Below are 24,980 nucleotides of genomic sequence, written 5' to 3'. Positions count from 1 at the left end.
ACCGCACAATGAGCCATCTGCTCGACAGACTGAACTTCCTTCAGCGCAAGGAGCTGGAACCCTTCTCGGGCGGTTGGGGCCAGACCACCCGCGAGAACCGCGACTGGGAGGACACCTACAGAAACCGCTGGCGCCACGACAAGATCGTCCGCTCGACCCATGGGGTGAACTGCACCGGGTCCTGTTCGTGGAAGATCTATGTCAAGTCCGGCGTCGTCACCTGGGAAACCCAGCAGACCGACTATCCGCGCACCCGGGCGGGCCTGCCCAACCACGAGCCGCGCGGCTGCGCGCGAGGTGCGTCCTACAGCTGGTATCTGTATTCCGCGAACCGGGTGAAGAACCCGCTGATCCGGGGCAGCCTGATGCGCGCCTGGCGCACGATGCGCGCGACGATGACGCCGGTCGCCGCCTGGGCCGCGATCCAGAACGACCCGGTGCTGCGCGCGTCCTACACCAAGACCCGCGGCAAGGGCGGGTTCGTCCGGGCCAGTTGGGACGAAGCGACCGAGATCGTCGCCGCCGCCAACGCCTACACGGCGAAGACCTGGGGCCCTGACCGGGTGTTCGGCTTTTCGCCGATCCCGGCGATGTCGATGGTCAGCTACGCCGCCGGGTCGCGCTACCTGAGCCTGCTGGGCGGCACCTGCATGTCGTTCTACGACTGGTATTGCGACTTGCCGCCGGCCAGCCCGCAGACCTGGGGCGAACAGACCGACGTGCCGGAATCGGCCGACTGGTACAACGCGGGCTTCCTGATGCTCTGGGGGTCGAACGTGCCACAGACCCGCACCCCCGACGCCCATTTCTACACCGAGGTGCGCTATCGCGGCACCAAATCGGCCGTCGTCAGCCCCGACTATTCCGAGGCCGCCAAATTCGGCGACATCTGGCTGAACCCGCAGGCCGGCACCGACGCGGCGCTGGCGATGGCGCTGGGCCATGTGATCCTGCGCGAGTATCACCTCGACCGGCAGGCCGCCTATTTCGAGGACTACGCCCGCAAATACACCGACATGCCGATGCTGGTGCGGCTGGACGAAACGGCGGGGCGCCTGGTCCCGGGGCGGATGCTGCGTGCCGACGATTTCGACGACAAGCTGGGCGAGGCCAACAACCCCGACTGGAAAACCGTCGCCTATGACGAGACCTCGGGCCGGATCGTGGCGCCCAACGGGTCCATCGGCTTTCGCTGGGGCGAAGCGGGCCGGTGGAACCTCGAGGAACGGGCCGGGGGCGCCGAAGCCAGACTGCGGCTGAGCCAGATTCTGGACGCCGACCACGACACCGTGGTGGGGGTCGATTTCCCCTATTTCGGCGGCGCCGCCACGGGCGATTTCGTGAAATGCGCCCATCCCGAGGTTCTGACCCGCAACATCCCCGCGCGCCGCGTGACGCTGGCCGACGGGCAAACGGTGCTGGTCGCGACGGTGTTCGACCTGCTCTGCGCGAATTACGGCCTCGATCGCGGTCTGGGCGGCGACTGGGTGTCCGGGGATTTCGACGACGACCTGCCCTATACCCCCGCCTGGGCCGAAAAGATCACCGGCGTGGACCGCGAAAAGATCATCGCGGTGGCGCGCGAATTCGCGGGCAACGCGGAAAAGACCCGCGGCAAGTCGATGGTCATCCTGGGGGCCGGTCTGAACCACTGGTATCACATGGACATGGCCTATCGCGGCATCATCAACATGCTGGTGATGTGCGGCTGCATCGGTCAGGAGGGCGGCGGCTGGTCCCACTATGTGGGCCAGGAGAAGCTGCGCCCGCAGACCGGCTGGCAGCCCCTGGCCTTCGCGCTGGACTGGAGCCGCCCGCCGCGTCACATGAACTCGACCTCGTGCTGGTATGCCCACACCGATCAGTGGCGCTACGAGACCCTGCGCGCGGGCGACATCGTATCGCCGACCGCGCCCGAGGGCGACTGGGACATCAGCCTGATCGACTACAACATCCGTGCCGAACGGATGGGCTGGCTGCCCTCGGCGCCGCAGTTGAAGACCAATCCGCTGGAGGTGTCGAAAGCCGCAAGGGCCGCCGGCCAGGAGGTCCGCGATTTCGTGGCCGAACGGCTGAAATCCGGCGAGCTGGAAATGTCCTGCCAGGACCCGGACGCGCCCCAGAACTGGCCGCGCAACCTGTTCGTCTGGCGCTCGAACCTGCTGGGTTCCAGCGGCAAGGGGCACGAATACTTCCTCAAGCACCTGCTGGGCACCGATCACGGCGTGTTGGGCAAGGATCTGGGCGAGGAAGGCGGCGTCATGCCGAAAGAGGCCGTCTGGCATGACCAGGCCCCGAAGGGCAAGCTGGACCTGCTGGTGACCATCGACTTCCGCATGTCCACGACCGCCGTCTATTCCGACATCGTCCTGCCCACGGCCAGCTGGTATGAAAAGGACGACCTGAACACCTCGGACATGCACCCGTTCATCCACCCGCTGCAAGCGGCGGTGGACCCGGCCTACGAAAGCCGGTCCGACTGGGAGATCTTCAAGTCGATCGCGCGCAAGTTCAGCGAGGTCGCGCCCGAGGTGCTGGGGGTCGAAACCGACATCGTCCAGCTTCCCCTGTTGCACGACACCGCCGCCGAGTTGGCGCAGGCGCATGTGAAGGACTGGAAAAAGGGCGAATGCGACCTGATCCCGGGCAAGACCGCGCCGAACTACATCGCGGTCGAACGGGATTATCCGAACCTCTACAAGAAGTTCACCTCGGTCGGTCCGCTGCTCGAGAAACTCGGGAACGGCGGCAAGGGCATCACCTGGGACACCAGGGTCGAGGTCGGGCATCTGCGCGACCTGAACGGCACGGTGCTGGACGCGGGGGTGTCGCAGGGCCAGCCCAAGCTGGAAACCGCCATCGACGCCGCCGAGATGATCCTGATGCTGGCCCCCGAAACCAACGGCGACGTGGCCGTCAAGGCGTGGCACGAGCTTGAGAAACCCACCGGCCGGCACCACGCGCATCTCGCCGAGGGCGCGCATCACACCAAGATCCGGTTCCGCGACATCGCCGCGCAACCGCGCAAGATCATCTCCAGCCCCACATGGTCGGGGATCGAAAGCGACGAGGTCTGCTACAACGCGGGCTATACCAACGTCCACGAACTGATCCCGTGGCGGACCCTGACGGGGCGCCAGCAACTTTACCAGGATCACGAATGGATGCGCGTCTTTGGCGAGGGTTTCGTCAGCTACCGCCCTCCGGTCGATCTGAAGACCATCACCGCGGCCGTCAACAACGACGCGGCCGAGGGCAACCCGCATGTCGTGCTGAACTTCATCACGCCGCACCAGAAATGGGGCATCCACAGCACCTATTCCGACAACCTGCTGATGCTGACGCTGAACCGGGGCGGGCCGGTCGTCTGGATGTCCGAGGTGGACGCGCAGACCGCGGGTCTGGTCGATAACGACTGGGTCGAGGCCTACAACGTCAACGGCGCCCTGACCGCGCGCGTGGTGGTGTCCCAGCGGATCAAGCAGGGCACGCTGTTCATGTATCACGCACAGGAAAAGATCGTGAACACGCCCGGCTCGGAAAAGACCGGCAATCGCGGCGGGATCCACAACTCGGTCACGCGCACGACCCTGAAACCCACGCACATGATCGGCGGCTATGCGCAATTGTCCTACGGTTTCAACTATTACGGCACCGTCGGCAGCAACCGCGACGAATTCGTGATCGTGCGCAAGATGAAAACGATCGACTGGCTCGACACCCCAGCCAGCCAGTCTGCAAAGCCAAACGTGGAGGCCGCGGAATGAGAGTGCGCGCACAAATCGGCAAGGTCCTGAACCTTGACAAATGCATCGGGTGTCACACCTGTTCGGTCACCTGCAAGAACGTCTGGACGACGCGCGAAGGGGTCGAATACGCCTGGTTCAACAACGTCGAAACCAAACCGGGCACCGGCTATCCGACGGATTGGGAAAACCAGAAACGCTGGAACGGCGGCTGGGCGCGGTCGGCCAGCGGGAAACTGCATCCCAGGCAGGGGGCCAAATGGCGGATCCTGGCGAACATCTTTGCCAACCCCTCGATGCCCGAGATCGACGACTACTACGAGCCCTTCGATTTCGACCATGACCACCTGAAATCGGCGCCCGAGATGACCGCCTTTCCGACCGCGCGCCCCCGCTCCAGGATTACCGGCGCGCGGATGGAGAAGATCGAAAAGGGCCCGAACTGGGAGGAAATCCTGGGCGGCGAATTCTCGAAACGGTCCCAGGACTACAACTTCGAAAATGTGCAGAAGGACATCTACGGGGCGTATGAAAACACCTTCATGATGTATCTGCCGCGACTGTGCGAGCATTGCCTCAACCCGACCTGCGCGGCGTCGTGCCCCTCGGGCGCGATCTACAAGCGCGAGGAAGATGGCATCGTCCTGATCGACCAGGAGAAATGCCGCGGCTGGCGGATGTGCATCACGGGCTGCCCCTACAAGAAGGTCTACTACAACTGGGACACCGGCAAATCCGAGAAATGCACCTTCTGCTATCCGCGCATCGAAAGCGGCCAGCCGACGGTCTGTTCGGAAACCTGCGTCGGCCGCATCCGCTATCTGGGCGTCATCCTCTATGACGCCGACAAGATCGAAGCCGCCGCCAGCGCCGAGCGCGAGACCGATCTCTACGGCGCGCAGCTCGACGTGTTCCTCGACCCGAACGATCCCGCGGTGATCGCCGCCGCGCGGCGCGACGGCGTGCCCGAGGACTGGATCGAGGCCGCCAAGGTCAGCCCGGTCTGGAAGATGGCGATGGACTGGAAGGTCGCCTTTCCGCTGCACCCCGAATACCGGACGCTGCCGATGGTGTGGTATATTCCGCCGCTGTCGCCGATCCAGAACGCGGCGCAGGCGGGCCAGATCGCGATGAGCGACCAGATGCCCGATGTGCGCTCGCTGCGCATCCCCGTGCGATACCTGGCCAACATGCTGACGGCGGGCGACGACGAGCCCATCGTTCAGGCCCTCGAACGCATGTCCGCGATGCGGCTCTACATGCGCGCGCTCAGCGTGGACGGGGTCCGCGACGAAGCGATCGCGGCCCGTGTCGGCCTGTCTGGCCGGATGATCGAGGACATGTACAAGATCATGGCGATCGCCGACTACGAGGACCGTTTCGCGATCCCCACGGCGCACCGCGAACAGAACGAGCAGGCCGCCGACATCCGGGCCGGCTGCGGCTTTACCGACGGCAACGGCTGTTCCACGGGCGAGGCCGGCAAGACGACCCTGTTCGGCGGCAAGAAAAAGAAATTCGCCCTTCCGCAGGAGACGTTCTGATGCTGGACCGCACCTACAAGGCCCTGTCGCTGATGCTGAGCTATCCCGCGCCGGACTGGCAGGCGGTGATGCCTGAAATCGCGGGCGTCATCGACGCCGACCTCCGCATCGCCGCCGAAACACGGGCTGCGCTGCGCAGGCTGGCCGACGGCTTTGCGACCGCGGATCTCTACGATCTGCAAGAAAGCTACGTGATGCTCTTCGACCGCTCGCGGACCCTATCGCTCAATCTCTTCGAGCACGTTCACGGCGAAAGCCGGGACCGGGGCGGCGCCATGGTCAGTCTGATCGAGACCTACCGCGCGGGCGGTTTCGAACCCGCCACCTCGGAACTGCCGGACCACCTGCCGGTGCTGCTGGAATTCCTGGCGACGCGACCCACACGCGAAGCACGGGATACACTGGCGGACGCGGCGCATATCCTCGACGCACTCGCAACCCGGCTGGTCCGGCGCGAGAGCGGATATGCGGCCGCGTTCGCCGCCCTTTTGCAGCTATCCGGGTCCCAGGCCGACGCCGAGGCGGTCGCCGAGATGCTGGCCCGCCCCGACGACGATCCGACCGACCTCAGGGCGCTCGACGCCGTCTGGGCGGAAACCGAGGTCACCTTCGGGCCGGACCCGAACGCCGGCTGCCCCCAGGTCCGCGACATGCTCGCGGCAATGGACACCCCAGCCCCCAGACCCATGAACAGGAGCGCGTGACATGTTCGGCGACTTCGACATCAATTTCGTCATCTTCGGGATCATGCCCTATGTCGCGCTGACGGTGTTCCTGCTGGGATCCATCGCGCGCTATGAACGCGACCCCTTCACCTGGAAAAGCGCGTCGAGCCAGTTGTTGCGCCGCAAGCAGTTGATCTGGGGCTCGATCCTGTTCCACGTCGGTATCCTGACCGTGTTCTTCGGTCACCTCGTAGGGCTGTTCACGCCGATCTGGGTGCTCGACACGCTGGGCATTCCCTACGGCCTGAAGCAGTGGATGGCGGTCCTGATCGGTGGGCCGGCGGGCCTTGCGGCCTTTGTCGGCGGCACCATGCTGCTGCACCGCCGCCTGTTCGACCCGCGCATCCGCGTCACGTCGAGCTTTGCCGACATCCTGATCCTGGTGCTGGTCTGGTTGCAGCTGGCCATCGGCCTGCTGACCATCACCCAGTCTCTGCAACACATGGACGGGGCGGAAATGGTCCGGTTCATGACCTGGTCGCAAAGCGTGGTCACCTGGAACATCAACGCCTGGGTCACCGTTGTGGACGTGCACTGGCTGTTCAAGCTGCACATCTTCCTGGGCCTCGTCATCACGATGCTCTTTCCGTTCACACGGCTGGTGCACATCTGGTCGGGATTTGCCGCGCCGATCCGCTACCTGCTGACGCGGCGGGGCTACCAGATCGTCCGCTCGCGCCGCCAGCGCCCCCTGGACGACCGCCGCCGCGCCTATGACCGGATGCAAGCCGGGCGCGGCGCTTCGGTCACCGCCCCGACGGAGCGCGCGCGATGACCATGGCCCTGTTCCCCGATGTCGTCGTGAACGGCGAAACCATCCCCTCGGCGGCCATCGCCGCCGAGGCCCAGAACCATGGCGCGCCAAGGGACAAGCCGGGCATCGCCTGGCGCAAGGCGGCGCAGGCCCTGACGATCCGCGCGCTGCTGTTGCAGGAGGCGCGCGCGCGCGGGCTGACCCCGGACCCTCTCGAACTGGCCCCCGGCCGGTTCGAGACCGAGGACGAGGCCCTGATCCGGGCCCTTCTGGACGCGGCGCTGACAATCGCGCCCGTCACCGACGAGGCTGTGCGGGCGCAGTGGGCCAGCGACCCCGGGCGCTACCGCTCGGCGCCCCTGTGGGACGTGTCGCACATCCTGTGCGCCTGCGATCCGCGCGATCCGGACGCGCGCGCGGCGGCCGAGTCCCGGGCCCGCGCGCTGATGGCGCGGCTCGATGGCGACGCCAAGGGGTTCGCCGCCACCGCCGCGCGCGACAGCGATTGCGGTTCAAAATCCGCGGGCGGTCATCTGGGGCAGATCGGCCCCGGCGACACCGTGCCCGAGTTCGAGGCGGCGCTGAGGACCCTGTCCGAAGGCGCCATGACGCCCGCGCCCGTCCTGTCGCGGCACGGCTGGCACATCATCCGGCTGAACGCCACCGCACCGGGGCAGGTGCTGCCGTATGACACCGTGCGCCCCAGGATCGCGCAGGCGCTGGAAAAGGCCGCCTGGGCCCAGGCCTCGCGCGCGTTCGTCGAAAGCCTCGCAAACCGGGCGACGATCCTTGGCGCCAGCCTCGCGCCGATCTGAACCTTGCGAAAGGACGCAGGATGAACCCGTCAGAGCCAGCGCGACGTGGCAGCGGCGACCGACCGACCCGCGCGATACTGCTTGCCGATCCTCTGGATTTTCTCAGCGAGGATCACATGCGCGAACGCCAGATCTGCGCCACGATCGACACGCTGGCCCTGACCGAGGCTTTTGACCGTCCGGCCGCCATGCGCGTCCTGCGCTTTCTGAACGAGGAACTGAACGTCCACCTGCGCGACGAGACCGAGGACCTGTTCCCGCTTCTTGCCCGGCGCTGCACGGCCGAGGATGCGATCGAGGGCGCGATCGCCCGGGTCACGGCCGACCAGATTGCGGCGACGCGCCTGCTGCCGCGGGTGCGGGCGATGCTGACCCGTTGTCTGGATCGCGGAGACGAGCTGACCGCCACCGAGCGCGCTGGCCTTGCGAAATTCGCCGCGCACATGCGGCGCCACCTGGTTGCCGAGAACGCGATCCTGCTGCCGATTGCCCGCGCCCGTCTCACGCGGGCCGACCTGAAGTTGCTGACGAAACGGATGCGGTCGCGGCGCGGTCTGCCGCACGGGCCCGAGGCCGCCGATGCGGATTGACCGAATGGCGCAAACACGAGGCCACAGCATGACGATCCAACCCGCCATCGCGTCCCCGGGCTGCGGCTGTGACCGGTCGGACCCTCTTTCCACGCTGATCGGCATCGACGAGGCCCTCGCCCGGATCGTGGCACAGGCTTCGCCGGTCGTAAGACCCGAGACCGTGCCGCTCGAGCGCGCCCATGGCCGCGTTCTGGCGGCGCCGGTCCGATCCCGGCGCGCGGCGCCGCCCTTCGACAATGCGGCCATGGATGGCTACGCGATCTCGACCCTGACGCTGACGGGCCCCGGGCCCTGGGACCTGCGGGTGGTGGCGCGCGTTGCCGCCGGGCAACCGGCGACAACCGCGGTGGCGCCGGGCACGGCGGCACGGATCTTCACCGGGGCGCCGATCCCGGTCGGCGCGGACGCCGTGGTCATGCAGGAAGACACCTGGCGCGACGGGGATGTCCTGCGCCTGAGCCACCGGGCCGCGCCGGGCCAGAACATACGCCGCGCGGGCAGCGACATGGCCCAGGGGGCGGCGGTTCTGGACCCGGGCCGCAAACTGGGGCCGCGGGACCTGGCCGCCTGTGCCGCGGCCGGCGCGGGCACCTTGCCCGTTCGCGGCAGACCGCGGGCCGCCCTGCTGGTCACAGGCGACGAGCTGCGCCGCGCCGGTGGGGCGCGCGCGGCCGCGCAGATCTGGGACGTGAACACGCCGATGCTGACCGCCTGCCTCGCGGCGGCGGGCGTGGACCTGATCGCCACGGCGCACGCCGCGGACAGTCTTGCGGGCCTGATCGGTCAGATGGGCGATCTGGCGGCGCAGGCCGATCTTGTCGTCACCACCGGCGGCATCTCGGTGGGCGAAGAGGATCACGTGAGCCCGGCAGTTCTGGCATTGGGCGGCGAAATCTGGGTCAACGGCGTCGCGATCAAGCCGGGCAAGCCGGTGACGGTCGGTCGGATCGGGACCGCGCACTGGCTGGGATTGCCGGGCAACCCGGTGTCGGCTTTCGTCACCTGGCAGGTGTTCGGTCAGGCCCTGTTGCGCGGACTGACCGGCCAGACCGGCGGCGCCCTGCCCCGCCGCCACGTCGTGACCGCACGGGAAATCCGCCGCAAACCCGGCCGCTGCGAGCTGCGCCCCGCGACGCTGGCGGGCTTTGACGCCCTGGGCCGCGAGGTCGTGCAGTTCGACGAGGCCACGCATTCGGCCCGCGTCAATCGGCTTGCGCTGGCGGACGGGTTGATGGTCCTGCCCGCCGAGACCGCGCATCTGCCCGCCGGCGCACTGGTCGAATTCCAGCCCTTTTGCGAAGCTTGAGGAGACGCGACATGAAACTGGCCTATACCATGGCCCCGGGGCGCGGCGACACGGATCTGGTGCTCGAACGGGTGGCCATCGCCCTTGCTGCGCAAGGTCTTCGATGCTGCGGCACCGTCCAGATCAACAGCGCGCGCGCCGATGCGGGCCCTTGCGACATGGATGTGCGGGTGTTGCCCGACGGCGCCGTGCTGCGCATCAGCCAGGATCTCGGCCCCGAGTCCCGGGGGTGCCGGCTGGATCCGGCCGCCCTCGAGACCGCGGTGGGGCTGGTCGAACCGCGACTGAAAGCGGGGGCGGATCTTCTGATCGTCAACAAGTTCGGCAAACACGAGGCCGAGGGCCGGGGGTTTCGCACGCTGATTGCCGAAGCGGTCGCGATGGACGTGGCCGTGCTCGTCGGCCTGAACGCGCGGAACCTGGCCGCGTTCGAGGCGTTCTCAGGGGGGCTGGCGGTCCGATTGCCACCGGATGTCACCGCCCTGACAGACTGGGGCCGCGAAGCGGCGCTCAAGCCGGCGCCGGCGCCGTGACGGCGAGGGGTCGCGCCAGCAGACGCAGGCAGAACGCGGCCTCGGCCAGGATCGTGATCGCATAGGCGGGCGCAAAGGCCGCCGCCCAGTCGGGCGCGAAGAAGCGCAGTCCCGAGCCGATCAGATAGACCAGCCCGGCCAGCGCGAGTCCGGCGCCGAACAGCCGCGCAATCACGCCCGAGCGCGACACGAGCCACCCCATGAGCAGGCTATTCACGCCGAAAAAGACCAGCCCCAGATCATAGCCGTGGCCGTGCAGGTCCAGAAACACCAGCGCCAGGGCCGGGGCACCGGCCAGGCTGTCGGCGCGGGTCAGCACCAGCCAGGCGGTCACCAGCGCCAAAAGGTTCGCCGCGATCAGCACCGTCTGGATCAGCCGGAACACCATCGCCGCCAGCGCAAGCCCCGGCGCCACCGCGCGGAAGATCAGATACAGCAGGATCGCAAGGCCCGCGTCGCACAGCGCCATCGCCAGATCGGCGGCAAGGGCCAGGCGGAACGTGCCGGGCGCCGCGCGGATATGGGCGGCCGTCGCCTCGGCATCGCCAAGGTCGATCAGCGGCCCCCTCAGCGCCAATTCGGCCCCGAGTCCGGTCACGATGACCACAAGGTAGAGCAGCCCGGCAAGGCGCGCCATGCGCTGGGTGTCCGGGGCGGGTGTCAGCGGTGTCATGCGAAGACTCCTTTTGGCAAACGGGGTCAGGCGGCGCGCGTCGGCGCCTTGGCGGGGGCGCGGTTCGCCTGCTGCCCCGCCCAGACCGCCCCCAGGACGATCGCCGCGCCGAGGCCCTGCAACGGCGACAGCGCCTGGCCCAGCACCACCCATCCGAGCGCCACGGCGGTGATCGGGCTGGTCATGCCCAGCATCGCGACCGCGCCCGGCTCGATCCGGGCAACGCCCCGGAACCACACCGCATAGGACGCCGCCGCCCCGACCAGTCCCAGCCAGGCCAGCCCGGCAAGGTTCGTCGCCGTCAGTGGCGGCAGCGCGGGTTCCAGGATCAGCGCCAGCGGCAGCAGGATCAGCCCTCCGGCCGTCAACTGCCAGGCCGTGACGCCCAGCGCCGAGACCGGCGGCTGCCATTTCCGGCTGAGGACCGTTCCTGCGGCCATCGACGCCGCGCCCCCCAGACCGGCCGCGACCCCGACGGGATCGAGCGCGGCCCCGGGGCCAATCAGCAACAGCGCGACGCCCAGCGCGCCGGTCGCTGCGGCGGCCACGGCCCCCGCGCGGATCGGCGTGCCAAGCCAGCCGCGCGCCATCGCGATCACCATCATCGGCTGCAACGCGCCCAGCGTCGCCGCGACACCGCCGGGCAGGCGATAGGCGGCCACGAACAAGAGCACCCAGAACAGCGCGAAATTGAGCGTGCCCAGCACGAAGACGCGCCCCAGCCAGGCCCGCGGCGGCAGGCACCGCGTGAGCGCGAGCAGGAGCAGCCCGGCCGGCAAGGCGCGCAGCGCCGCCAGCGTGACGGGGTAACCGGCGGGCAAGGCCTCGGTCGTGACAAGATAGGTGCTGCCCCAGACAGCCGGGGCGAGCGCGGTCAGAAGAATGTCGGTGGTGCGCGACATGGCGTGTCTCGTTTCTGGAGGATGGGAAAAGGAGGGCGGGCATTGCGGGCACCGCATGGGCAGGTCACCAGAGCGGGGGGACAGACGCGGGCGCGCGGTCCCGCCAGGGATCGAGGCCGATGTCGCGCATCCGGTGCGGGGACAGGTCGCGGGGCACGCGGCGCGAAATGCGCCGGGGGGACCGGGCGCCTGTGCCAAGGAACGCGAGGGTCATGGCCTTGCCTTTTCGACACCGCGATCGAGGGCGGCGCGCAGTTGCGCCGCCAGATCCTCGCGCGATCCGTTGACGAGGCGGGCGCCGGTTTCGCGGACGATCAGGGCCGGGATGGACCGGACCTGGTTGGCGCGGGCGTGTTGCCGGTCGGCCTCGACAGCGCGGAGGGTGGCGGGATCGTCGAAAACCTCGGCAAAGGCCGTCGCTTCAAAGCCGAGGTCCCGGGCGATGCGCAGCACCGTGCCAGGATCGGCAACGTTTCGCGCCTCGCCAAGATGGGCGCGCTGGAGGCGGTCGAACATGTCCCAGTGGGCGGCCTGTCCGCCCAGCCTCTCGGCCGCCTTGCACCCCAGCGCGGCCGTCATCCCGTGGGGATAGTCGAAGCGCGCCGCGCGCATGGCGTCGATGTCGATGCGTTCCGGCCGGTCGCTGACCCCCCGGCACCCCGCCCAATGGCCGAGGATGATCGCGCGGGCGCCCTCGGGGCTGCCCCAACGCGCAGCCATTTCGGCGGGGCTTGCCTGAAGCACAAAGGTGCGGTGCCGGACGTCCAGGTCGAATTCGGCCGCCAGATCGCGCAGCCGCGACGAGATGTTGAAGCACCAGCAGCAGACCACGTCGTGGAAAAAGTCGATGGTCAGGGACGGCATCACGCAGCCTCCTCGGCGCGGTCGGCCCGGGTCAGCCGTGCGGCGATCCGTGCGACATGCGCGCCCTGGAACCGTGCGCCGGCCAGGTCCGTGGCGGTGGGCGCGCGGGACCCGTCGGCGCCGGCGATCGTGCCCGCGCCATAGGGCGCGCCGCCGACGATGCCCTCGGCCGTCGTCTGGCCGGCAAAGGTGTAGGGCATGCCCACGATCAACATGCCGAAATGCTGAAGCGGAATCTGAAGTGTCAGCAGCGTCGCCTCGTGCCCGCCGTGCTGCGATCCGGTCGAGGCAAAGACGCCCGCCACCTTGCCGACCAGCGCGTTGCGCGCCCAGAGGCCGCCGGCCTGATCCAGGAACGATTTCATCTGACCGGCCATCGTGCCGAAAAGCGTGGGCGTGCCGAACAGGATCGCATCATAGGATTCCAGGTCCGGCGGGCTGGCCGTGGGGGTGTCGTCGATGACGAAGCCCGCCTTGGCGCGGATCGCCTCGGGGACGGTTTCGGGCACGCGGCGCACATCGACATGGGTGCCGGACACGCTGCGGGCGCCTTCGGCCTCGGCCTCGGCAAGCGCGCGCACATGGCCATAGCTGGAGTAATAGAGAACGAGAACGCGGGTCATGGGATCCTCTCGGGGCTGTCGGTTTCGATGCCCGGCAGGATCGCCCGGTCTCTGACCCGGAAAAACCGTCCCGCTGTCAGGACATTCTTCAACCGGGTTGAAGAATGTCAGGTCCGCAGCGCGGCGCGCAGATGGTCGAGGAAGGCGGTCACCCTGGCGTCCATCCCCAGCCGCGAGGCCGTGACGGCGAAGATTTCGGGCGCGGGAAGCTCCCATTCGGGCAGCACCCGCACCAGCGCGCCCCGCGCCTCGGCCTCGTTCGAAACGAAGTCGGGCAAGGTGCCGATGCCCTGCCCCGCGATCAGCAGGTCGCGCAGCACCAGGCTGTTGCCGACGCGCACCGGAGGATCAAGATCCAGCACCACGGTTGCCCCGGCGGGGCCGTGCAGGGTCCAGGTCGTCAGGTGATCGGCCAGCAGGAAACCGACGACACGGTGCTGCCCGATGTCCTGCGGAACCTCAGGCCGGCCGACCGACCGCAGATAGGCCGGCGCGGCAAAGATCCGTTGCCGCATGGTGCCGATCCGGCGCGCCACCAACGCCGAATCCGGCAAGGTCGGCCGGATCCGGACCGAGACATCGAACCCGCCCTCGACCATGTCCACGACCCGGTCGTCCAGGGACAGCGAAAGCCGCAGGTCGGGGTAGGCGTCCAGAAACCCGGGCAGCATGGGGGCCAGCACCATCTGCCCGAACGAACTCGACGCGTTGACCTTCAGATGGCCGCGCACGGCGCCCGCACCGTCGCGGATGCGCGTTTCGACCCGCGTCACCGCATCCAGGATGCCGCCGGCCTCGTCGTAGAACAGCCGCCCGGCGTCGGTCAGCGACATCGCGCGGGTCGTGCGGGTCAACAACGTGGTGCCGAGGCTTTCCTCCAGCAGCTTGATCTCGCGGCTCAGCAGCGCGGGCGACACGCCGAGATCCGCCGCCGCCCGGGCGAAACTGCCGCGCTCGACGATGCGGCGAAAGGCTTGCATGACGGAAAGCTTGTCCATCGCGGGACCCCTGGGTCGGAACGGTGGCGGACGGCGTGCCGGCGGTCTTTCGGGCCGCCGGCACGCCCAGGGAAACACCGACCATGCCACAAAACCGCGCCCGGCGCGAATCCCGGCGACGACCCCGGCACGCGGTTCAGCGGGTCCAGCCCAGCAGGGCCTCGAAGGTCTGGCCGGTGTGGCGCTCGGCGTGCAGGACGACCTCGGCGGCGGCGCGTGCGTCTTCGCCCGCGTCGTGGTGATTGAAGCAGAGGTCCAGCCGCTCTTTCAGATGCGCCAGCCCGTGGCCGCCACAGCCGCGAAACTCGGGCCAGGCGCGGCGCGCGATCCGCACGCTGTCACCCCAGCGCCACGCCGGGGCCGGACGGCCGAGCGCGGCGCAGGCGCCCGCAATGGCGCGCTGGTCGAAACTGCTGTGCTGGATGACCGGTTGACCGGCCAGAAGCCGCTCGATCGGCGCCAGTGCGCGGGCGAAATCGGGCGCGTCGGCGACATGGTCGGGGCCGATCCCGTGCACCCGGATGTTGAAGGGCGAGAACGCCACGCGCGGATTGACATAGCTCACCCAGGTCTGGATGCGGTTGTCGAACCCCACCAGCGCGACGCCGATCTGGCAGATGCTGTCGGCGGCGCTGTTGGCGGTCTCGACGTCGAGCGCGGCAAAGCGCCAGGGTCCCGTCGGCTCGATCGGCTGCATTCCGTCCCCTTTCTGCTGGACCCGGCTTGCCACAGCCGCGCCCCGGGTTCAACGCCTTGCGCCCGGGTGCGGGCTGGCCTATGGGATCGGCCCTGCCCTGCCCGAGGCCCCCATGCCCACGCTTGCCATCGATTTCGGAACCTCGAATTCGGCCGTTGCTCTGGCCCATCCGGGCGGTGTCTGGCGCCTGCCGATCGAGGGGCACGACACGGTGCCGACCGCCGTGTTCTTTCCCGAGCAAGGCGGCGCCATGCGGATTGGCAACGCCGCCGCGCGGGCGCTCGCCGCCGGCGACGAGGGGCGCTACATGCGCGCGCTGAAAAGCGTTCTGGGCCTGCCCCTGCTGCATGAACCGCGCCTGATCGCCGGGCGCCGCCGCACCCTGGCCGAGGTCGTCACCGCCTTTCTGGCCACCCTGCGCACGTCGGCCACGGCGGCCACAGGCCAGACCTTTACCCGCGTGCTGTCGGGCCGTCCCGTGCATTTCCACGACCAACCCGAACGCGATGCCCGCGCCGAGGCAGACCTCAGGGCCTGCTACCAGGCCGCCGGCTTCACCGAGATCGCCTTTCTGCCCGAGCCCGAGGCCGCCATGCTGGCCTGCCACCATGCCGGCGGCGGGCTGGGGCTGGTGGTGGACATCGGCGGCGGAACATCGGATTTCACGCTGTTCCGCCATCAGGCCCCCCGCCCCCGGATCCTGGCCAGCCACGGCATCCGGCTGGGTGGCACCGACTTCGACACCGCGCTGTCGCTGGCCCATGCGATGCCGCTGCTGGGCTTGGGCGGGGCGCTCAGGCGCGAGATGGGCAGCGCGCTATTGCCGGTGCCGCGCGCGCTGTATGTCGATCTGGCCACCTGGGCGCGGATTCCGTTTCTCTATGCGCCCGAACCGCGCCGTCAGGCGGCCGCGATGGCCCGCCTGGCCGTCGATGGGCGGGCCATGGCCCGGCTGTGCACGGTGCTCGAGGACGAGTTGGGCCACACCCTCGCCTTCGCGGTCGAGGCCGCAAAGATCGCCGCGAACGACGCCGGCGCCGGGACCATCGCGATGGCCACGATCGAGCCCGGCCTGGGCATCGCGATCCGCCGCGCCGATATCGACGACGTGCTCGCCAGCCAGTGCGCGGCCTTGCAGGCGGCCGCGGCCGAGACCCTGGCACGGGCCGGGGTCCGCGCCGACGCGGTGGACGAGGTGATCCTGGTCGGCGGCTCCAGCCGGATGCGTATGGTCGGCGCGGCGATGCGCGCGCTGTGCCCCACCGCCAGCCTGCGCGGCGTCGATGCCCTCACCGCCGTCGTGGACGGGCTGGCCATCGCCGCCGCGCGGGGCTGAGCGCGGGTTGCCAGCCCTCTGCGCCGCGCCCATAGTGCGGCCCGACACAACCGCGAGGGGGCGCGCGATGACAGGCCTGGGGCTGCATGTGGAACGGGGGGGAACCGGCGCCGATCTGGTCGTGCTGCTGCACGGGCTGGGCGCGACCGGGGCGGTCTGGCACCGGCTCGCCCGGGCGATCGAGGCCCGGGGCCGGCGCTGGATCGCGCCCGACCTGCGCGGGCACGGGCGCTCGCCTTCGGCGGGGCCCTTCGGCTTCGGACTCCACGCCGCCGACGTCGCCACCCTGCTGCGCGACGAGGACCCCGCGCGGGTCACGCTGCTGGGACATTCCTTTGGCGGCGTCGTCGGTGCGTTGCTGGCGGGCGGGCTGTTCGGCCCCCTGCCCGCGCGGCTGGTGACGCTGGGGGTCAAGCTGACCTGGTCCGAGGCCGATCTGGCCGGCGCCCGGGCTGCCGCGCAGCGCCCCGCCAGGGTCTTTGCCACACGCGACGACGCGCAGGAGCGATACGCCAGGATCGCCGGTCTGCACGGGCTGGTGGCCCCGGAGGCGCCCGAAATGGCCGGCGGCGTCACGGCGGTCGAGGGCGGCTATGCGCTGGCGATGAATCCGGGCGTCTTTTCCGCCGCCGATGCCAGCGTGCCCGACCTTTTGCGTCGGGTGCGGGTGCCCCTGCGGATGGCCGCGGGCGCCGAGGACCCGATGGTCACCCTGGCGGAAATGACCGCCATCGCCCCCGCCGCGCGTCTGCTGCCCGGCCAGCTCCACAACGCCCAGATCACCGCGCCCGAGGCCGTTCTGGCGCTGCTGGACCCGTGACCCTGCACCCGCCGACCCAACGTCCTGGCCCCGGCCCGGGCGCTGAACCCGGCGCCCGGGGCGCACATGATCTGAATCAAGGCGCCCTTGCCGGACGCGGGCCAAGGTGTCACACATCCGTGACCCAGCCCGCTGGGTCCCATGGCCAAAGGATCCACAGGACCGATGCGGTTGACCTTGCGAACCAATCTGGCGATGCGCACGCTGATGCACTGCGCGGTGCGCGCGCCGGACAGCCTGCGCACGGCGGATGTGGCGCGGGCGTGCAATGCCTCGTTCCATCATGTGGCGCAGGTGGTGAACCAGCTCGAGGGCGCGGGCTTCCTGCACACCTCGCGCGGGCGGGGGGGCGGCATCGCGCTGGCCAGACCGGCCGAATCGATCCGCGTCGGCACCGTGGTGCGCCTGTTCGAGGCCGATCTGCCCTTTGCCGAATGCATGGACGCGGATCGCAACACCTGTCCCTTGTGCTTCGACTGTCGCCTGAAGGGCATGTTGAGCGAGGGGCTGGACGCATTCTATGCCACGCTCGACCGCTACACGGTGCACGATCTGGTCCGCGACAACGCCGGACTGGCGCAGATCTTTGCGCCCGACGCCGCCACCGCGACGGGCCCCGTGCACGCCGGCTGAACCGCGCCGGCGGACCGCCTGTCACCGGTATTTCACAAATTAAACGCTCGGCCACCCTTGATCCGGGTCCGCAACTGGGACTATCTCAGCCAACCGTTCGCGCGGCCGCCCTGCCGGCGCCGCCGGGCCTGCCCGTCCCATCCGCCAGAACCGAGCGCCCCCATGTCCGCACCCAAAACCCCGACCGCCGCCCCCCTCCCCGAGACCGAGCACCCCGCCCACAACGGATCGGTCCGGCTGGTCATCGCCTCTGTCGCGACATTGCTGCTGCTGGCGGCGCTGGACCAGACCGTGGTTTCGACCGCGCTGCCGACGATCGTTGCCGATCTGGGCGGGATCGAGCACCTGTCCTGGGTGGTGACGGCCTATATCCTGGCCTCGACCGTGGCGGCGCCGCTCTATGGCAAGCTGGGCGATCTCTACGGGCGGCGGGCGATGGTGTTCGTGTCGGTGGGTCTGTTCCTGCTGGGGTCGCTGCTGTGCGGGATCGCGGACAGCATGACCTTCCTGATCGTCGCCCGCGCCGTGCAGGGCCTGGGCGGCGGCGGCCTTTTCGTGCTGGCGCTGTCGGTGGTGGGCGACGTGCTGTCCGCCGCCGAACGCGGCAAGGTTCAGGGGATGTTCGCGGCCGTGTTCTCGGTGTCCTCGATGATCGGGCCGCTGATCGGCGGCTGGTTCGTGGAACAGTTCAGCTGGCACTGGATCTTCCTCATCAACGTGCCGCTGGGCATCCTGGCGGTGATCGGCTTCGCCGCCAGCTTCCCGGCGCATGTCGTCACCCACAAGCACCGCATCGACTGGGCCGGGGCGGCGATGCTGTCGATCTCGCTGGCGGCGCTGACCTTGCTGACGGCGCTGGGCGGGCGCAGCTTTGCCTGGACCTCGATCGAGGCCTACGGCCTGGGCGCGACATCGGCGCTGGCGCTGCTGGCCTTTGTCGCCATCGAACGGCGCGTGGCGGAACCGATCCTGCCGCTCGACCTGTTCCGCGAGAACGTGTTCCGCAACACATCGGCGCTGTCGATGCTGACCGGCGCTGCGATGCTGGGGGCGGTCACCTTTCTGCCGATCTACCTGCAAATCGCGCGCGGCGTGACGCCGATGATCTCGGGGCTGCTGCTGGCGCCGATGACGGTGGGCATCATCGGCGCGACGACGGTCGCGGGCCGCTACATGCGGGGCACCGGGCGCTACCGGGTGTTGCCGCTGGCCGGCATGGCCTTTGTCGCGCTGGGTGCGGCGCTGCTGGCGCAGATCGCGGCCGACACGTCGATCTGGGTTTTCTCGGGGATGATCGTCGTCTTCGGCTTTGGCATGGGGCTGTGCTTTCCGGTGCTGACCACGGCCGTGCAGAACGCGGTCCCGCGCAAGATCCTGGGCACGGCGACGGCCTCGGGCGTGATGTTCCGCCAGATCGGCGGGTCGCTGGCTGTTGCGGTCTTTGGCGCGATGATGACGGCGCGGCTGTCGTCGGGCTTTGGCGGAATGCCCGTCTCGGCCGAGTTGGGGCCGCAGGCCATCGCCCACATGCCCCCCGAGGCGCGCGCGATGATCGCCGGCCATGTGGTGGACGCGATTGCGCCGATCTATTGGGTCGTGGCGGGGCTGGCGGTGCTGGGGGTCGGGTTCGCGGTCTTCCTGAAGGAAATCCCGCTGGGCCGCCACACCCGCCCCGCGCCGACGGCCGAGTGATCAGGGCGCGTTCGGGCAGCGCCCAGGCTTGATGTCGATCAGGGGCGTGCCGTCCAGCGCCTCGAGCCCGCGCACGATCAACCGGTTGCCGTGACGGGCGACCAGCGCGACCGTCGTCACGGCGATCGGATTGGGCCGCACGGGCGCGCGCAAGGCGAACACGCCGCGCGGCCCACCCCCGTGCGCAGGGTCGATCACCAGCAGGTCGCGCCGCGCCCGGTGGAACCAGAGGAACAGCTCGAGAAAATCGAACCCCTCGACCCCGTCGAGCGCGCGGTCCCAGGGCGCGGCCAGCACCACGGTGCTCTCGGGCCCGTCCAGCGGCGCGCGCTTGGGGCAGTCCCGCAGCGTCTTCCAGGGCGTTTCGACATGGCCGATGAAGCCCAGCGTGGCATCGGCGCCCAAGGGCACCTCGGTGGCGATCTCATTCGGTTTCAGGGGTTTGTCCGGCATGTCAGGTCTCATCCGCCAGGAAATCGGGCACCAACCCGGTCGCGTCGATATAGGGCTGCGGGTCTTGCCCGGCAAAGAACCCGTGCCCCGTGACCAGCACCGTGAAACACCCCGCCGCGCGGCCGCCCAGAACATCGGTGTGCAGCGTGTCGCCCACCATTGCGACGCGGTTCGCCGGCAGGTCCAGCGCCGCGAGCGCGGCCGCGAAGGCGCCGCCAAAGGGCTTGCCGTGGAACTCTACCGGCACCGGCAGGGCAAAGGCGTAGTGCCCCGGCTCCCAGGTGAAGCCGCCCTCGCGGGGGGCGACGATATCGGGATTGGCGCAGATCACGGGGCGCGGCCGGGCCCTCAGCGCCGCGACCAGCGCGGCCTGTTTCGCGTCGTCCCAACCCTGGGACCCCAGAAACAGGAACCCGTCGGCGCGCGCCAGCAGATCGTCGTCCAACGCGCGGACATCCCCCGGTAGATCGTCGAACCCCGAACCCAAAGGCGCGATCGCCGCCCAGCGCCCGCCGCGACCGGCCAGCGCCCGGGCCGCCAGGTCACGGCTGGCGATCACCTCGGTGTCGCCAAAATCAAAGCCCCAGGCGCGGTATTTTTCAAGCGCGCGGGACCGCGGGACCGCGGCGCCGTTGGTCAGCACGACCACGCGCTTGCCCGCGGCCCGCATTTGCTGCACCCGCTCGATTGCTTGCGGCAGCACCCCCTCGCCGATGTTGAGCACGCCAAAGGCATCCAGGATGAAACCGTCATGGCGCGCAATCACCCCGGTCAGATCGGGCAGGCGATAGCTGAAAGGCGCAAAGCCGCGCTCGACACGGGGCAGGTGATGGGCGATGGCGCGGTATCGGGCAAAGGCCCAACGGGCGTTCGGTTGCATCGGGGACTCGGGCGTTCGGAACCGGGCCATGCTGGCAAATCCCGGCGGTGGGCGAAAGCGCGTTCTGCGCCGCCCACCATCCGGGCCAGCGGCCCATCTTTTCCATTTCGCCGCTTGTTTCATCGTTTTGCCCATTTTTTCGCCGCGCCGCACCGCCCGAGGCCCGATCGCCCGGGACGCGGCGGTGCCATCCCTTGTCAGGGCGCGGGGCGGGGCGTCCTTTGGGCGCGATGACCCTGCTTGCCGCCCCTCTGCCCGCGCTTCAGCGCAGCCAAGGCACCGCCGATGTCGCGTTGAGCGGCGGCGCGGTGCGGCGGCTCTTTACCCGGGGTTCGGCCAAGGCGGTCTGCCTGCCGGGCGAGGTGGTGTTCCTGAACACCGCCGGCGGGCTGACCGGGGGCGACCGGCTGACCTATCGGCTGGAGACTGACGGACCCGTGACCGCCACCACCCAGACCGCCGAGCGCGCCTATCGCGCCAACGACGGGCACGCCCGTGTGACTGTGGACCTGTCCATCGACCGGGGCCGGCTGGACTGGCTGCCGCAAGAGACGATCCTGTTCGACCGTTCGGCGCTGGCGCGGCACACGCGCATCGCGCTGTCGCCCCGGGCCGAGGTCCTGGCCCTGGAGGCCGTGGTGCTGGGCCGCGCGGCGATGGGCGAAACCGTCACGACGCTGGCGTTCGAGGACCGGCGCGAGATCACGCGCGCCGGCCGCCCCGTGCTGCTGGAGCCCCTGCGCCTGACCCCGGAGGCGCTGACCGGCCCCGCGACGCTGCGGGGCGCGCGCGCCTTTGCCTCGGTCGCGCTGGTGGCGCGGGGGGCCGAGGACGCCTTGGCGGCGGTGCGCCGGGTGCTGGACGAACCGGGCGTGCGCGGCGCGGCCTCGGCCTTTGACGGAAAGCTGACAGCCCGACTGACGGCCGCCGACGGCTGGCCGCTGCGCCGCCAGATCGCCCGGTTGCTGGCGGTGTTGCGGCCCCGGCCCCTGCCCCGGGTCTGGCAGCTCTAGGAGAATGCAATGAACCTGACCCCCCGCGAAAAGGACAAGCTTCTGGTCAGCCTGGCGGCGATGGTCGCGCGCGGGCGGCTGGCGCGCGGCGTCAGGCTGAACCACCCCGAGGCGGTCGCCCTGATCACGGATTTCGTTGTCGAGGGGGCGCGCGACGGCCGGTCCGTCGCCGACCTGATGGAGGCCGGCGCGCATGTCGTGACCCGCGACCAATGCATGGAGGGCATCGCCGAGATGATCCCCTCGGTCCAGGTCGAGGCCACCTTTCCCGACGGCACCAAGCTCGTCACCGTTCACCATCCGATCCGCTGAGAGGTTCCCATGCGCGCGCTTCCCCCCGCTCTTGCCCTTGCCCTGCTGTTGCAGCCCTCGCTGGCGCTGGCCCACGGCCTGCACGACAGCCGCACCTTTCTGGGCGGCGCCGCCCACCCGCTGAGCGGCGCCGACCATGTCCTTGCGATGGTGGCCGTGGGTCTGCTGGCCGCACAGACCGGCGGGCGGGCGCTGTGGGCGATGCCGCTGGGCTTTGTCGTGGCAATGCTGGCGGGCGGCGCGCTGGGCGCGTCCGCGCCCGGGCTGCCGGTCATCGAGCCGATGATCCTGGCCTCGGTCATCGTGCTGGGCGCGCTGATTGCGATGAGCGTGCGCCTGCCGCCGGGCCTGGCGCTGTCCCTGATCGCGCTGTTCGGCGCCGCGCACGGCTGGGCGCACGGCGCCGAGGGGCCGCAAACCGGCCAGGCGTTTTTTGCCGCCGGGTTCGCGCTGGTCACGGCCTTGTTGCACCTGAGCGGGATCGCGCTGGGGCGTGGATTGGGCGCTGTGGCCTTGCGCGGGGCTGGGGCTGGCGCGGCCCTCGCCGGCCTGGCGCTGGCGGTTGCCTGACATGATCCCGGGCGAGATCTTCCCCGCCGCGGGCGACATCGTGCTGAACGCCGGCGCCCCGGTCACCGAGCTGACCGTGGCCAACACCGGCGACCGCCCCGTGCAGGTGGGATCGCACTACCACTTTGCCGAGGCCAACCCGGGCCTGGCGTTCGACCGGGCCGCGGCGCGCGGGCTCAGGCTGGACATCCCCGCCGGAACCGCCGTCCGTTTCGAACCTGGCCAGACCCGCAGCGTTCGGCTGGTGCCGCTGGGCGGCGCGCGGCGCGTCTTTGGCTTCAACGGCCAGGTGATGGGGGACCTCTGAATGGCCTACACGCTTTCCCGCGCCCAATACGCCGAGATGTTCGGCCCCACCACCGGCGACCGGGTGCGCCTGGGCGACACCGACCTGGTGATCGAGGTCGAGCGCGACCTGACCGTCTACGGCGACGAGGTCAAGTTCGGCGGCGGCAAGGTGATCCGCGACGGCATGGGCCAGTCCCAGGTGACCCGTGCCGAGGGCGCCATGGATACCGTCATCACCAACGCCCTGATCCTGGACCATCGCGGCATCACCAAGGCCGACGTGGGCCTGCGCGACGGCCGCATCGCCGCCATCGGCAAGGCGGGCAACCCCGACACCCAGCCCGGCGTCACCGTCATCATCGGCCCCGGAACCGAGATCATCGCAGGCGAGGGGCGCATCCTGACCCCCGGAGGGTTCGACGCGCATATCCACTTCATCTGCCCGCAGCAGGTCGAGGACGCGTTGCACTCGGGCCTGACGACGATGCTGGGCGGCGGCACCGGCCCCGCGCATGGCACGCTGGCCACCACCTGCACCCCCGGCCCCTGGCACATCGGGCGGATGTTGCAGGCCGTGGACGGGTTGCCGATGAACATCGGCCTGGCGGGCAAGGGCAACGCCTCGCAGCCCGCGGCGCTTGAGGAAATGGTCAACGCCGGGGCCTGCGCGCTGAAGCTGCACGAGGATTGGGGCACGACCCCCGCCGCCATCGACTGCTGCCTGGGCGTGGCCGACCGGATGGACGTGCAGGTCATGATCCACACCGACACGCTGAACGAATCCGGCTTTGTCGAGAACACGCTGGCCGCGATCAAGGGCCGCACGATCCACGCCTTCCACACCGAAGGCGCCGGCGGCGGGCACGCGCCCGATATCATCAAGGTCGTGTCCTCGCAGAACGTCATCCCGTCCTCGACCAACCCGACGATGCCCTACACCGTCAACACGATCGAAGAGCACCTCGACATGCTGATGGTCTGCCACCACCTGTCGCGCGCGGTCCCCGAGGACGTGGCCTTTGCCGAATCCCGCATCCGCCGCGAGACCATCGCCGCCGAGGACATCCTGCACGACTTGGGCGCGTTCTCGATCCTGTCGTCGGACAGCCAGGCGATGGGCCGGGTCGGCGAGGTCATCACCCGCACCTGGCAGACCGCCCACAAGATGAAGCGCCAGCGCGGTCCCCTGCCCGAGGAAACCGGCGACAACGACAATTTCCGCGTCCGCCGTTATGTGGCGAAATACACCATCAACCCGGCCATCGTGCACGGGCTGGCGCATGAGATCGGCTCGGTCGAGGTCGGCAAGCGCGCCGATCTGGTGCTGTGGTCGCCCGCCTTTTTCGGCGCCAAGCCCGAAATGGTGTTGCTGGGCGGCATGATCGCGGTGGCGCAGATGGGCGATCCGAATGCGTCGATTCCGACGCCGCAGCCGGTCTATTCGCGGCCGATGTTCGGCGCGTTGGGCCGCGCGGTGGAACGCGCGGCGGTGACGTTTGTCAGCCAGGCGGCGCGCGACGCGGGGGTCGGCACGGCGCTGGGATTGCGCAAGGACCTGGTCGCCGTGCGCGGCTGCCGGGGGGTGACCAAAGCCGACATGCAACTGAACGACGCAACGCCCAGGATCGAGGTGGACCCCGAAACCTACGAGGTGCGCGCGGACGGCGTGTTGCTGACCTGCGAACCGGCGGCGGAGCTGCCCCTTGCCCAGCGCTATTTCCTGTTCTGACGGGCCGCGCGCCGGGGCCCGCCCCCGTGCCCCCCGTGCCCCCGGTGCACTCGGGCCCCCGGGCCAGCCCGTTGCCGGCCGCCAGGCGCCAGGCGCACCCTCATTGCAGGGCCAGTCCCGATCCGTCGCCGCGGACCAGGGGCGACCGCACGGGTTTCGGGCCGGCGGGCGGCATCCGGCCGTCCAGCGGCAGGCAGCGCAGTTCCGTGAGGTGGCGACTGCTCCAGAACACGGGGTCCTGGCGCACGGCCTCGGGCAACAGCCGGTGGTCGAACACCCTGAGCACGCGCTCGGCCACCTCGACCCGCGTCCAGAGGCCCTGCCGCCCCTCGGCCGGTGCGGCGATCAACGCCGCGCAAAGCGCCCGTTCGCGCTGCCTGAGCGTTTCGATCTGTGCGCGGACGGCGGCCAGCTCATCCGCGGCGGCCAGTGGTGCCATGCGACTCTCCTGCGTCTCTTGCGGGCGAAGTCTGCCTCTGCG

General features: G+C 69.7%; 26 protein-coding genes. 17 read left to right on the top strand and 9 right to left on the bottom strand.

The features are described 5' to 3' along the window. The first annotated feature begins 8 nt into the window (after positions 1 to 8). The 8 genes from H6900_10680 (at position 9) to H6900_10645 (ending at position 10,016) form a co-directional block, all read left to right on the top strand. Complete coding sequence (locus tag H6900_10680; GenBank protein ID MCC0073739.1) at positions 9 to 3,767, top strand: nitrate reductase subunit alpha; 3,759 nt, start codon at positions 9 to 11, stop codon at positions 3,765 to 3,767. Next, positions 3,764 to 5,290, top strand: a complete 1,527-nt coding sequence (gene narH, locus H6900_10675) for a nitrate reductase subunit beta (GenBank protein MCC0073738.1) — start codon at positions 3,764 to 3,766, stop codon at positions 5,288 to 5,290. Before H6900_10680 ends, narH begins: the two co-directional genes overlap by 4 nt. Beyond that, positions 5,290 to 5,994, top strand: a complete 705-nt coding sequence (narJ, locus tag H6900_10670; GenBank protein ID MCC0073737.1) for a nitrate reductase molybdenum cofactor assembly chaperone — start codon at positions 5,290 to 5,292, stop codon at positions 5,992 to 5,994. Before narH ends, narJ begins: the two co-directional genes overlap by 1 nt. Position 5,995: 1 nt before the next feature. Beyond that, the gene (gene narI, locus H6900_10665; GenBank protein MCC0073736.1) at positions 5,996 to 6,790 is read left to right on the top strand and encodes a respiratory nitrate reductase subunit gamma; all 795 of its coding nucleotides are present in this window, start codon (positions 5,996 to 5,998) and stop codon (positions 6,788 to 6,790) included. Continuing rightward, positions 6,787 to 7,584 carry a peptidylprolyl isomerase gene (locus H6900_10660; protein MCC0073735.1) on the top strand — a complete coding sequence of 266 codons (798 nt, stop codon included), beginning with the start codon at positions 6,787 to 6,789 and terminating at the stop codon, positions 7,582 to 7,584. Before narI ends, H6900_10660 begins: the two co-directional genes overlap by 4 nt. Positions 7,585 to 7,700: 116 nt before the next feature. Continuing rightward, positions 7,701 to 8,174, top strand: coding sequence for a hemerythrin domain-containing protein (locus H6900_10655; protein ID MCC0073734.1), 474 nt, complete (start codon positions 7,701 to 7,703; stop codon positions 8,172 to 8,174). A 28-nt stretch (positions 8,175 to 8,202) separates the two neighbouring features. Next, positions 8,203 to 9,483: a molybdopterin molybdotransferase MoeA gene (locus H6900_10650; protein ID MCC0073733.1), complete on the top strand. Its 1,281-nt coding sequence runs from the start codon at positions 8,203 to 8,205 to the stop codon at positions 9,481 to 9,483. Between the two features lie 11 nt (positions 9,484 to 9,494). Further along, positions 9,495 to 10,016: a DUF2478 domain-containing protein gene (locus tag H6900_10645; GenBank protein ID MCC0073732.1), complete on the top strand. Its 522-nt coding sequence runs from the start codon at positions 9,495 to 9,497 to the stop codon at positions 10,014 to 10,016. Here the strand turns inward: H6900_10645 and H6900_10640 are convergent. From H6900_10640 to H6900_10615, 6 genes are all read right to left on the bottom strand, one after another. Beyond that, on the bottom strand, positions 9,994 to 10,689 hold the full coding sequence (locus H6900_10640; GenBank protein ID MCC0073731.1) for a DUF4386 domain-containing protein: 696 nt from the start codon (positions 10,687 to 10,689) through the stop codon (positions 9,994 to 9,996). The genes H6900_10645 and H6900_10640 overlap by 23 nt on opposite strands. 26 nt (positions 10,690 to 10,715) lie before the next feature. Then, positions 10,716 to 11,591, bottom strand: coding sequence for an EamA family transporter (locus H6900_10635; GenBank protein MCC0073730.1), 876 nt, complete (start codon positions 11,589 to 11,591; stop codon positions 10,716 to 10,718). A gap of 210 nt (positions 11,592 to 11,801) precedes the next feature. Then, positions 11,802 to 12,455, bottom strand: coding sequence for a DsbA family protein (locus H6900_10630; GenBank protein ID MCC0073729.1), 654 nt, complete (start codon positions 12,453 to 12,455; stop codon positions 11,802 to 11,804). After that, positions 12,455 to 13,078 carry an NAD(P)H:quinone oxidoreductase gene (gene wrbA / locus H6900_10625; GenBank protein MCC0073728.1) on the bottom strand — a complete coding sequence of 208 codons (624 nt, stop codon included), beginning with the start codon at positions 13,076 to 13,078 and terminating at the stop codon, positions 12,455 to 12,457. The genes H6900_10630 and wrbA overlap by 1 nt, the downstream gene beginning before the upstream one ends. 107 nt (positions 13,079 to 13,185) lie before the next feature. Then, on the bottom strand, positions 13,186 to 14,076 hold the full coding sequence (locus tag H6900_10620; protein MCC0073727.1) for a LysR family transcriptional regulator: 891 nt from the start codon (positions 14,074 to 14,076) through the stop codon (positions 13,186 to 13,188). 136 nt (positions 14,077 to 14,212) lie between these two features. Continuing rightward, a complete protein-coding gene (locus tag H6900_10615) occupies positions 14,213 to 14,773 on the bottom strand; it encodes a 3'-5' exonuclease (GenBank protein ID MCC0073726.1) in 561 nt (186 codons plus the stop codon). Between the two features lie 112 nt (positions 14,774 to 14,885). Between H6900_10615 and H6900_10610 the strand changes: the two genes are divergently transcribed. From H6900_10610 to H6900_10595, 4 genes are all read left to right on the top strand, one after another. Continuing rightward, the gene (locus H6900_10610) at positions 14,886 to 16,109 is read left to right on the top strand and encodes an Hsp70 family protein (GenBank protein ID MCC0073725.1); all 1,224 of its coding nucleotides are present in this window, start codon (positions 14,886 to 14,888) and stop codon (positions 16,107 to 16,109) included. A 67-nt stretch (positions 16,110 to 16,176) separates the two neighbouring features. Further along, a complete protein-coding gene (locus H6900_10605; GenBank protein MCC0073724.1) occupies positions 16,177 to 16,929 on the top strand; it encodes an alpha/beta fold hydrolase in 753 nt (250 codons plus the stop codon). A gap of 165 nt (positions 16,930 to 17,094) precedes the next feature. Then, positions 17,095 to 17,562, top strand: a complete 468-nt coding sequence (locus H6900_10600; protein ID MCC0073723.1) for an Rrf2 family transcriptional regulator — start codon at positions 17,095 to 17,097, stop codon at positions 17,560 to 17,562. A gap of 162 nt (positions 17,563 to 17,724) precedes the next feature. Beyond that, entirely contained in the window at positions 17,725 to 19,254 is a 1,530-nt protein-coding gene (locus H6900_10595) for an MFS transporter (protein ID MCC0073722.1), read from the top strand. Here the strand turns inward: H6900_10595 and tsaA are convergent, their stop codons facing one another. Together tsaA and H6900_10585 are read right to left on the bottom strand one after the other, a co-directional pair. Beyond that, positions 19,255 to 19,719 (bottom strand): tRNA (N6-threonylcarbamoyladenosine(37)-N6)-methyltransferase TrmO, encoded by a 465-nt coding sequence (gene tsaA, locus H6900_10590; protein MCC0073721.1) that lies wholly within the window; start codon positions 19,717 to 19,719, stop codon positions 19,255 to 19,257. Beyond that, positions 19,709 to 20,587, bottom strand: coding sequence for an HAD hydrolase-like protein (locus H6900_10585; GenBank protein MCC0073720.1), 879 nt, complete (start codon positions 20,585 to 20,587; stop codon positions 19,709 to 19,711). The genes tsaA and H6900_10585 overlap by 11 nt, the downstream gene beginning before the upstream one ends. A 221-nt stretch (positions 20,588 to 20,808) precedes the next feature. Between H6900_10585 and H6900_10580 the strand changes: the two genes are divergently transcribed. Genes H6900_10580 through ureC form a run of 5 tightly spaced genes read left to right on the top strand, consistent with a single transcriptional unit; the run spans position 20,809 to position 24,499 of the window. Next, positions 20,809 to 21,600: an urease accessory protein UreD gene (locus H6900_10580; protein ID MCC0073719.1), complete on the top strand. Its 792-nt coding sequence runs from the start codon at positions 20,809 to 20,811 to the stop codon at positions 21,598 to 21,600. 9 nt (positions 21,601 to 21,609) lie between these two features. Further along, positions 21,610 to 21,912 carry an urease subunit gamma gene (locus H6900_10575; GenBank protein ID MCC0073718.1) on the top strand — a complete coding sequence of 101 codons (303 nt, stop codon included), beginning with the start codon at positions 21,610 to 21,612 and terminating at the stop codon, positions 21,910 to 21,912. Between the two features lie 9 nt (positions 21,913 to 21,921). Next, positions 21,922 to 22,482: a HupE/UreJ family protein gene (locus tag H6900_10570; protein MCC0073717.1), complete on the top strand. Its 561-nt coding sequence runs from the start codon at positions 21,922 to 21,924 to the stop codon at positions 22,480 to 22,482. Between the two features lies 1 nt (position 22,483). Next, positions 22,484 to 22,789, top strand: coding sequence for an urease subunit beta (locus H6900_10565; GenBank protein ID MCC0073716.1), 306 nt, complete (start codon positions 22,484 to 22,486; stop codon positions 22,787 to 22,789). Next, positions 22,790 to 24,499, top strand: coding sequence for an urease subunit alpha (gene ureC, locus H6900_10560; GenBank protein MCC0073715.1), 1,710 nt, complete (start codon positions 22,790 to 22,792; stop codon positions 24,497 to 24,499). It abuts the gene before it with no gap. Between the two features lie 100 nt (positions 24,500 to 24,599). On the opposite strand, the gene H6900_10555 is transcribed toward ureC, so the two are convergent. Continuing rightward, entirely contained in the window at positions 24,600 to 24,938 is a 339-nt protein-coding gene (locus H6900_10555) for a hypothetical protein (GenBank protein ID MCC0073714.1), read from the bottom strand. Positions 24,939 to 24,980: the final 42 nt, after the last annotated feature.

The organism is Rhodobacter sp. (genome assembly GCA_020637515.1).
In the GTDB taxonomy this organism is placed as follows: Bacteria; Pseudomonadota; Alphaproteobacteria; order Rhodobacterales; family Rhodobacteraceae; genus Pararhodobacter.
This window is presented reverse-complemented; position numbering and strand designations above follow the sequence as displayed.

Coding starts and splice junctions, on each gene's coding strand:
- H6900_10585 (MCC0073720.1), bottom strand. CDS start 20,587: ATGCAACCGAACGCCCGTTGGGCCTTTGCCCGATACCGCGCCATCGCC.
- tsaA (MCC0073721.1), bottom strand. CDS start 19,719: ATGAGACCTGACATGCCGGACAAACCCCTGAAACCGAATGAGATCGCC.
- narH (MCC0073738.1), top strand. CDS start 3,764: ATGAGAGTGCGCGCACAAATCGGCAAGGTCCTGAACCTTGACAAATGC.
- H6900_10570 (MCC0073717.1), top strand. CDS start 21,922: ATGCGCGCGCTTCCCCCCGCTCTTGCCCTTGCCCTGCTGTTGCAGCCC.
- narI (MCC0073736.1), top strand. CDS start 5,996: ATGTTCGGCGACTTCGACATCAATTTCGTCATCTTCGGGATCATGCCC.
- H6900_10635 (MCC0073730.1), bottom strand. CDS start 11,591: ATGTCGCGCACCACCGACATTCTTCTGACCGCGCTCGCCCCGGCTGTC.
- H6900_10605 (MCC0073724.1), top strand. CDS start 16,177: ATGACAGGCCTGGGGCTGCATGTGGAACGGGGGGGAACCGGCGCCGAT.
- H6900_10575 (MCC0073718.1), top strand. CDS start 21,610: ATGAACCTGACCCCCCGCGAAAAGGACAAGCTTCTGGTCAGCCTGGCG.
- H6900_10615 (MCC0073726.1), bottom strand. CDS start 14,773: ATGCAGCCGATCGAGCCGACGGGACCCTGGCGCTTTGCCGCGCTCGAC.
- narJ (MCC0073737.1), top strand. CDS start 5,290: ATGCTGGACCGCACCTACAAGGCCCTGTCGCTGATGCTGAGCTATCCC.
- H6900_10610 (MCC0073725.1), top strand. CDS start 14,886: ATGCCCACGCTTGCCATCGATTTCGGAACCTCGAATTCGGCCGTTGCT.
- H6900_10595 (MCC0073722.1), top strand. CDS start 17,725: ATGTCCGCACCCAAAACCCCGACCGCCGCCCCCCTCCCCGAGACCGAG.
- H6900_10600 (MCC0073723.1), top strand. CDS start 17,095: ATGCGGTTGACCTTGCGAACCAATCTGGCGATGCGCACGCTGATGCAC.
- H6900_10660 (MCC0073735.1), top strand. CDS start 6,787: ATGACCATGGCCCTGTTCCCCGATGTCGTCGTGAACGGCGAAACCATC.
- H6900_10645 (MCC0073732.1), top strand. CDS start 9,495: ATGAAACTGGCCTATACCATGGCCCCGGGGCGCGGCGACACGGATCTG.
- H6900_10680 (MCC0073739.1), top strand. CDS start 9: ATGAGCCATCTGCTCGACAGACTGAACTTCCTTCAGCGCAAGGAGCTG.
- H6900_10565 (MCC0073716.1), top strand. CDS start 22,484: ATGATCCCGGGCGAGATCTTCCCCGCCGCGGGCGACATCGTGCTGAAC.
- H6900_10620 (MCC0073727.1), bottom strand. CDS start 14,076: ATGGACAAGCTTTCCGTCATGCAAGCCTTTCGCCGCATCGTCGAGCGC.
- H6900_10630 (MCC0073729.1), bottom strand. CDS start 12,455: ATGCCGTCCCTGACCATCGACTTTTTCCACGACGTGGTCTGCTGCTGG.
- H6900_10555 (MCC0073714.1), bottom strand. CDS start 24,938: ATGGCACCACTGGCCGCCGCGGATGAGCTGGCCGCCGTCCGCGCACAG.
- H6900_10640 (MCC0073731.1), bottom strand. CDS start 10,689: ATGACACCGCTGACACCCGCCCCGGACACCCAGCGCATGGCGCGCCTT.
- ureC (MCC0073715.1), top strand. CDS start 22,790: ATGGCCTACACGCTTTCCCGCGCCCAATACGCCGAGATGTTCGGCCCC.
- H6900_10650 (MCC0073733.1), top strand. CDS start 8,203: ATGACGATCCAACCCGCCATCGCGTCCCCGGGCTGCGGCTGTGACCGG.
- wrbA (MCC0073728.1), bottom strand. CDS start 13,078: ATGACCCGCGTTCTCGTTCTCTATTACTCCAGCTATGGCCATGTGCGC.
- H6900_10655 (MCC0073734.1), top strand. CDS start 7,701: ATGCGCGAACGCCAGATCTGCGCCACGATCGACACGCTGGCCCTGACC.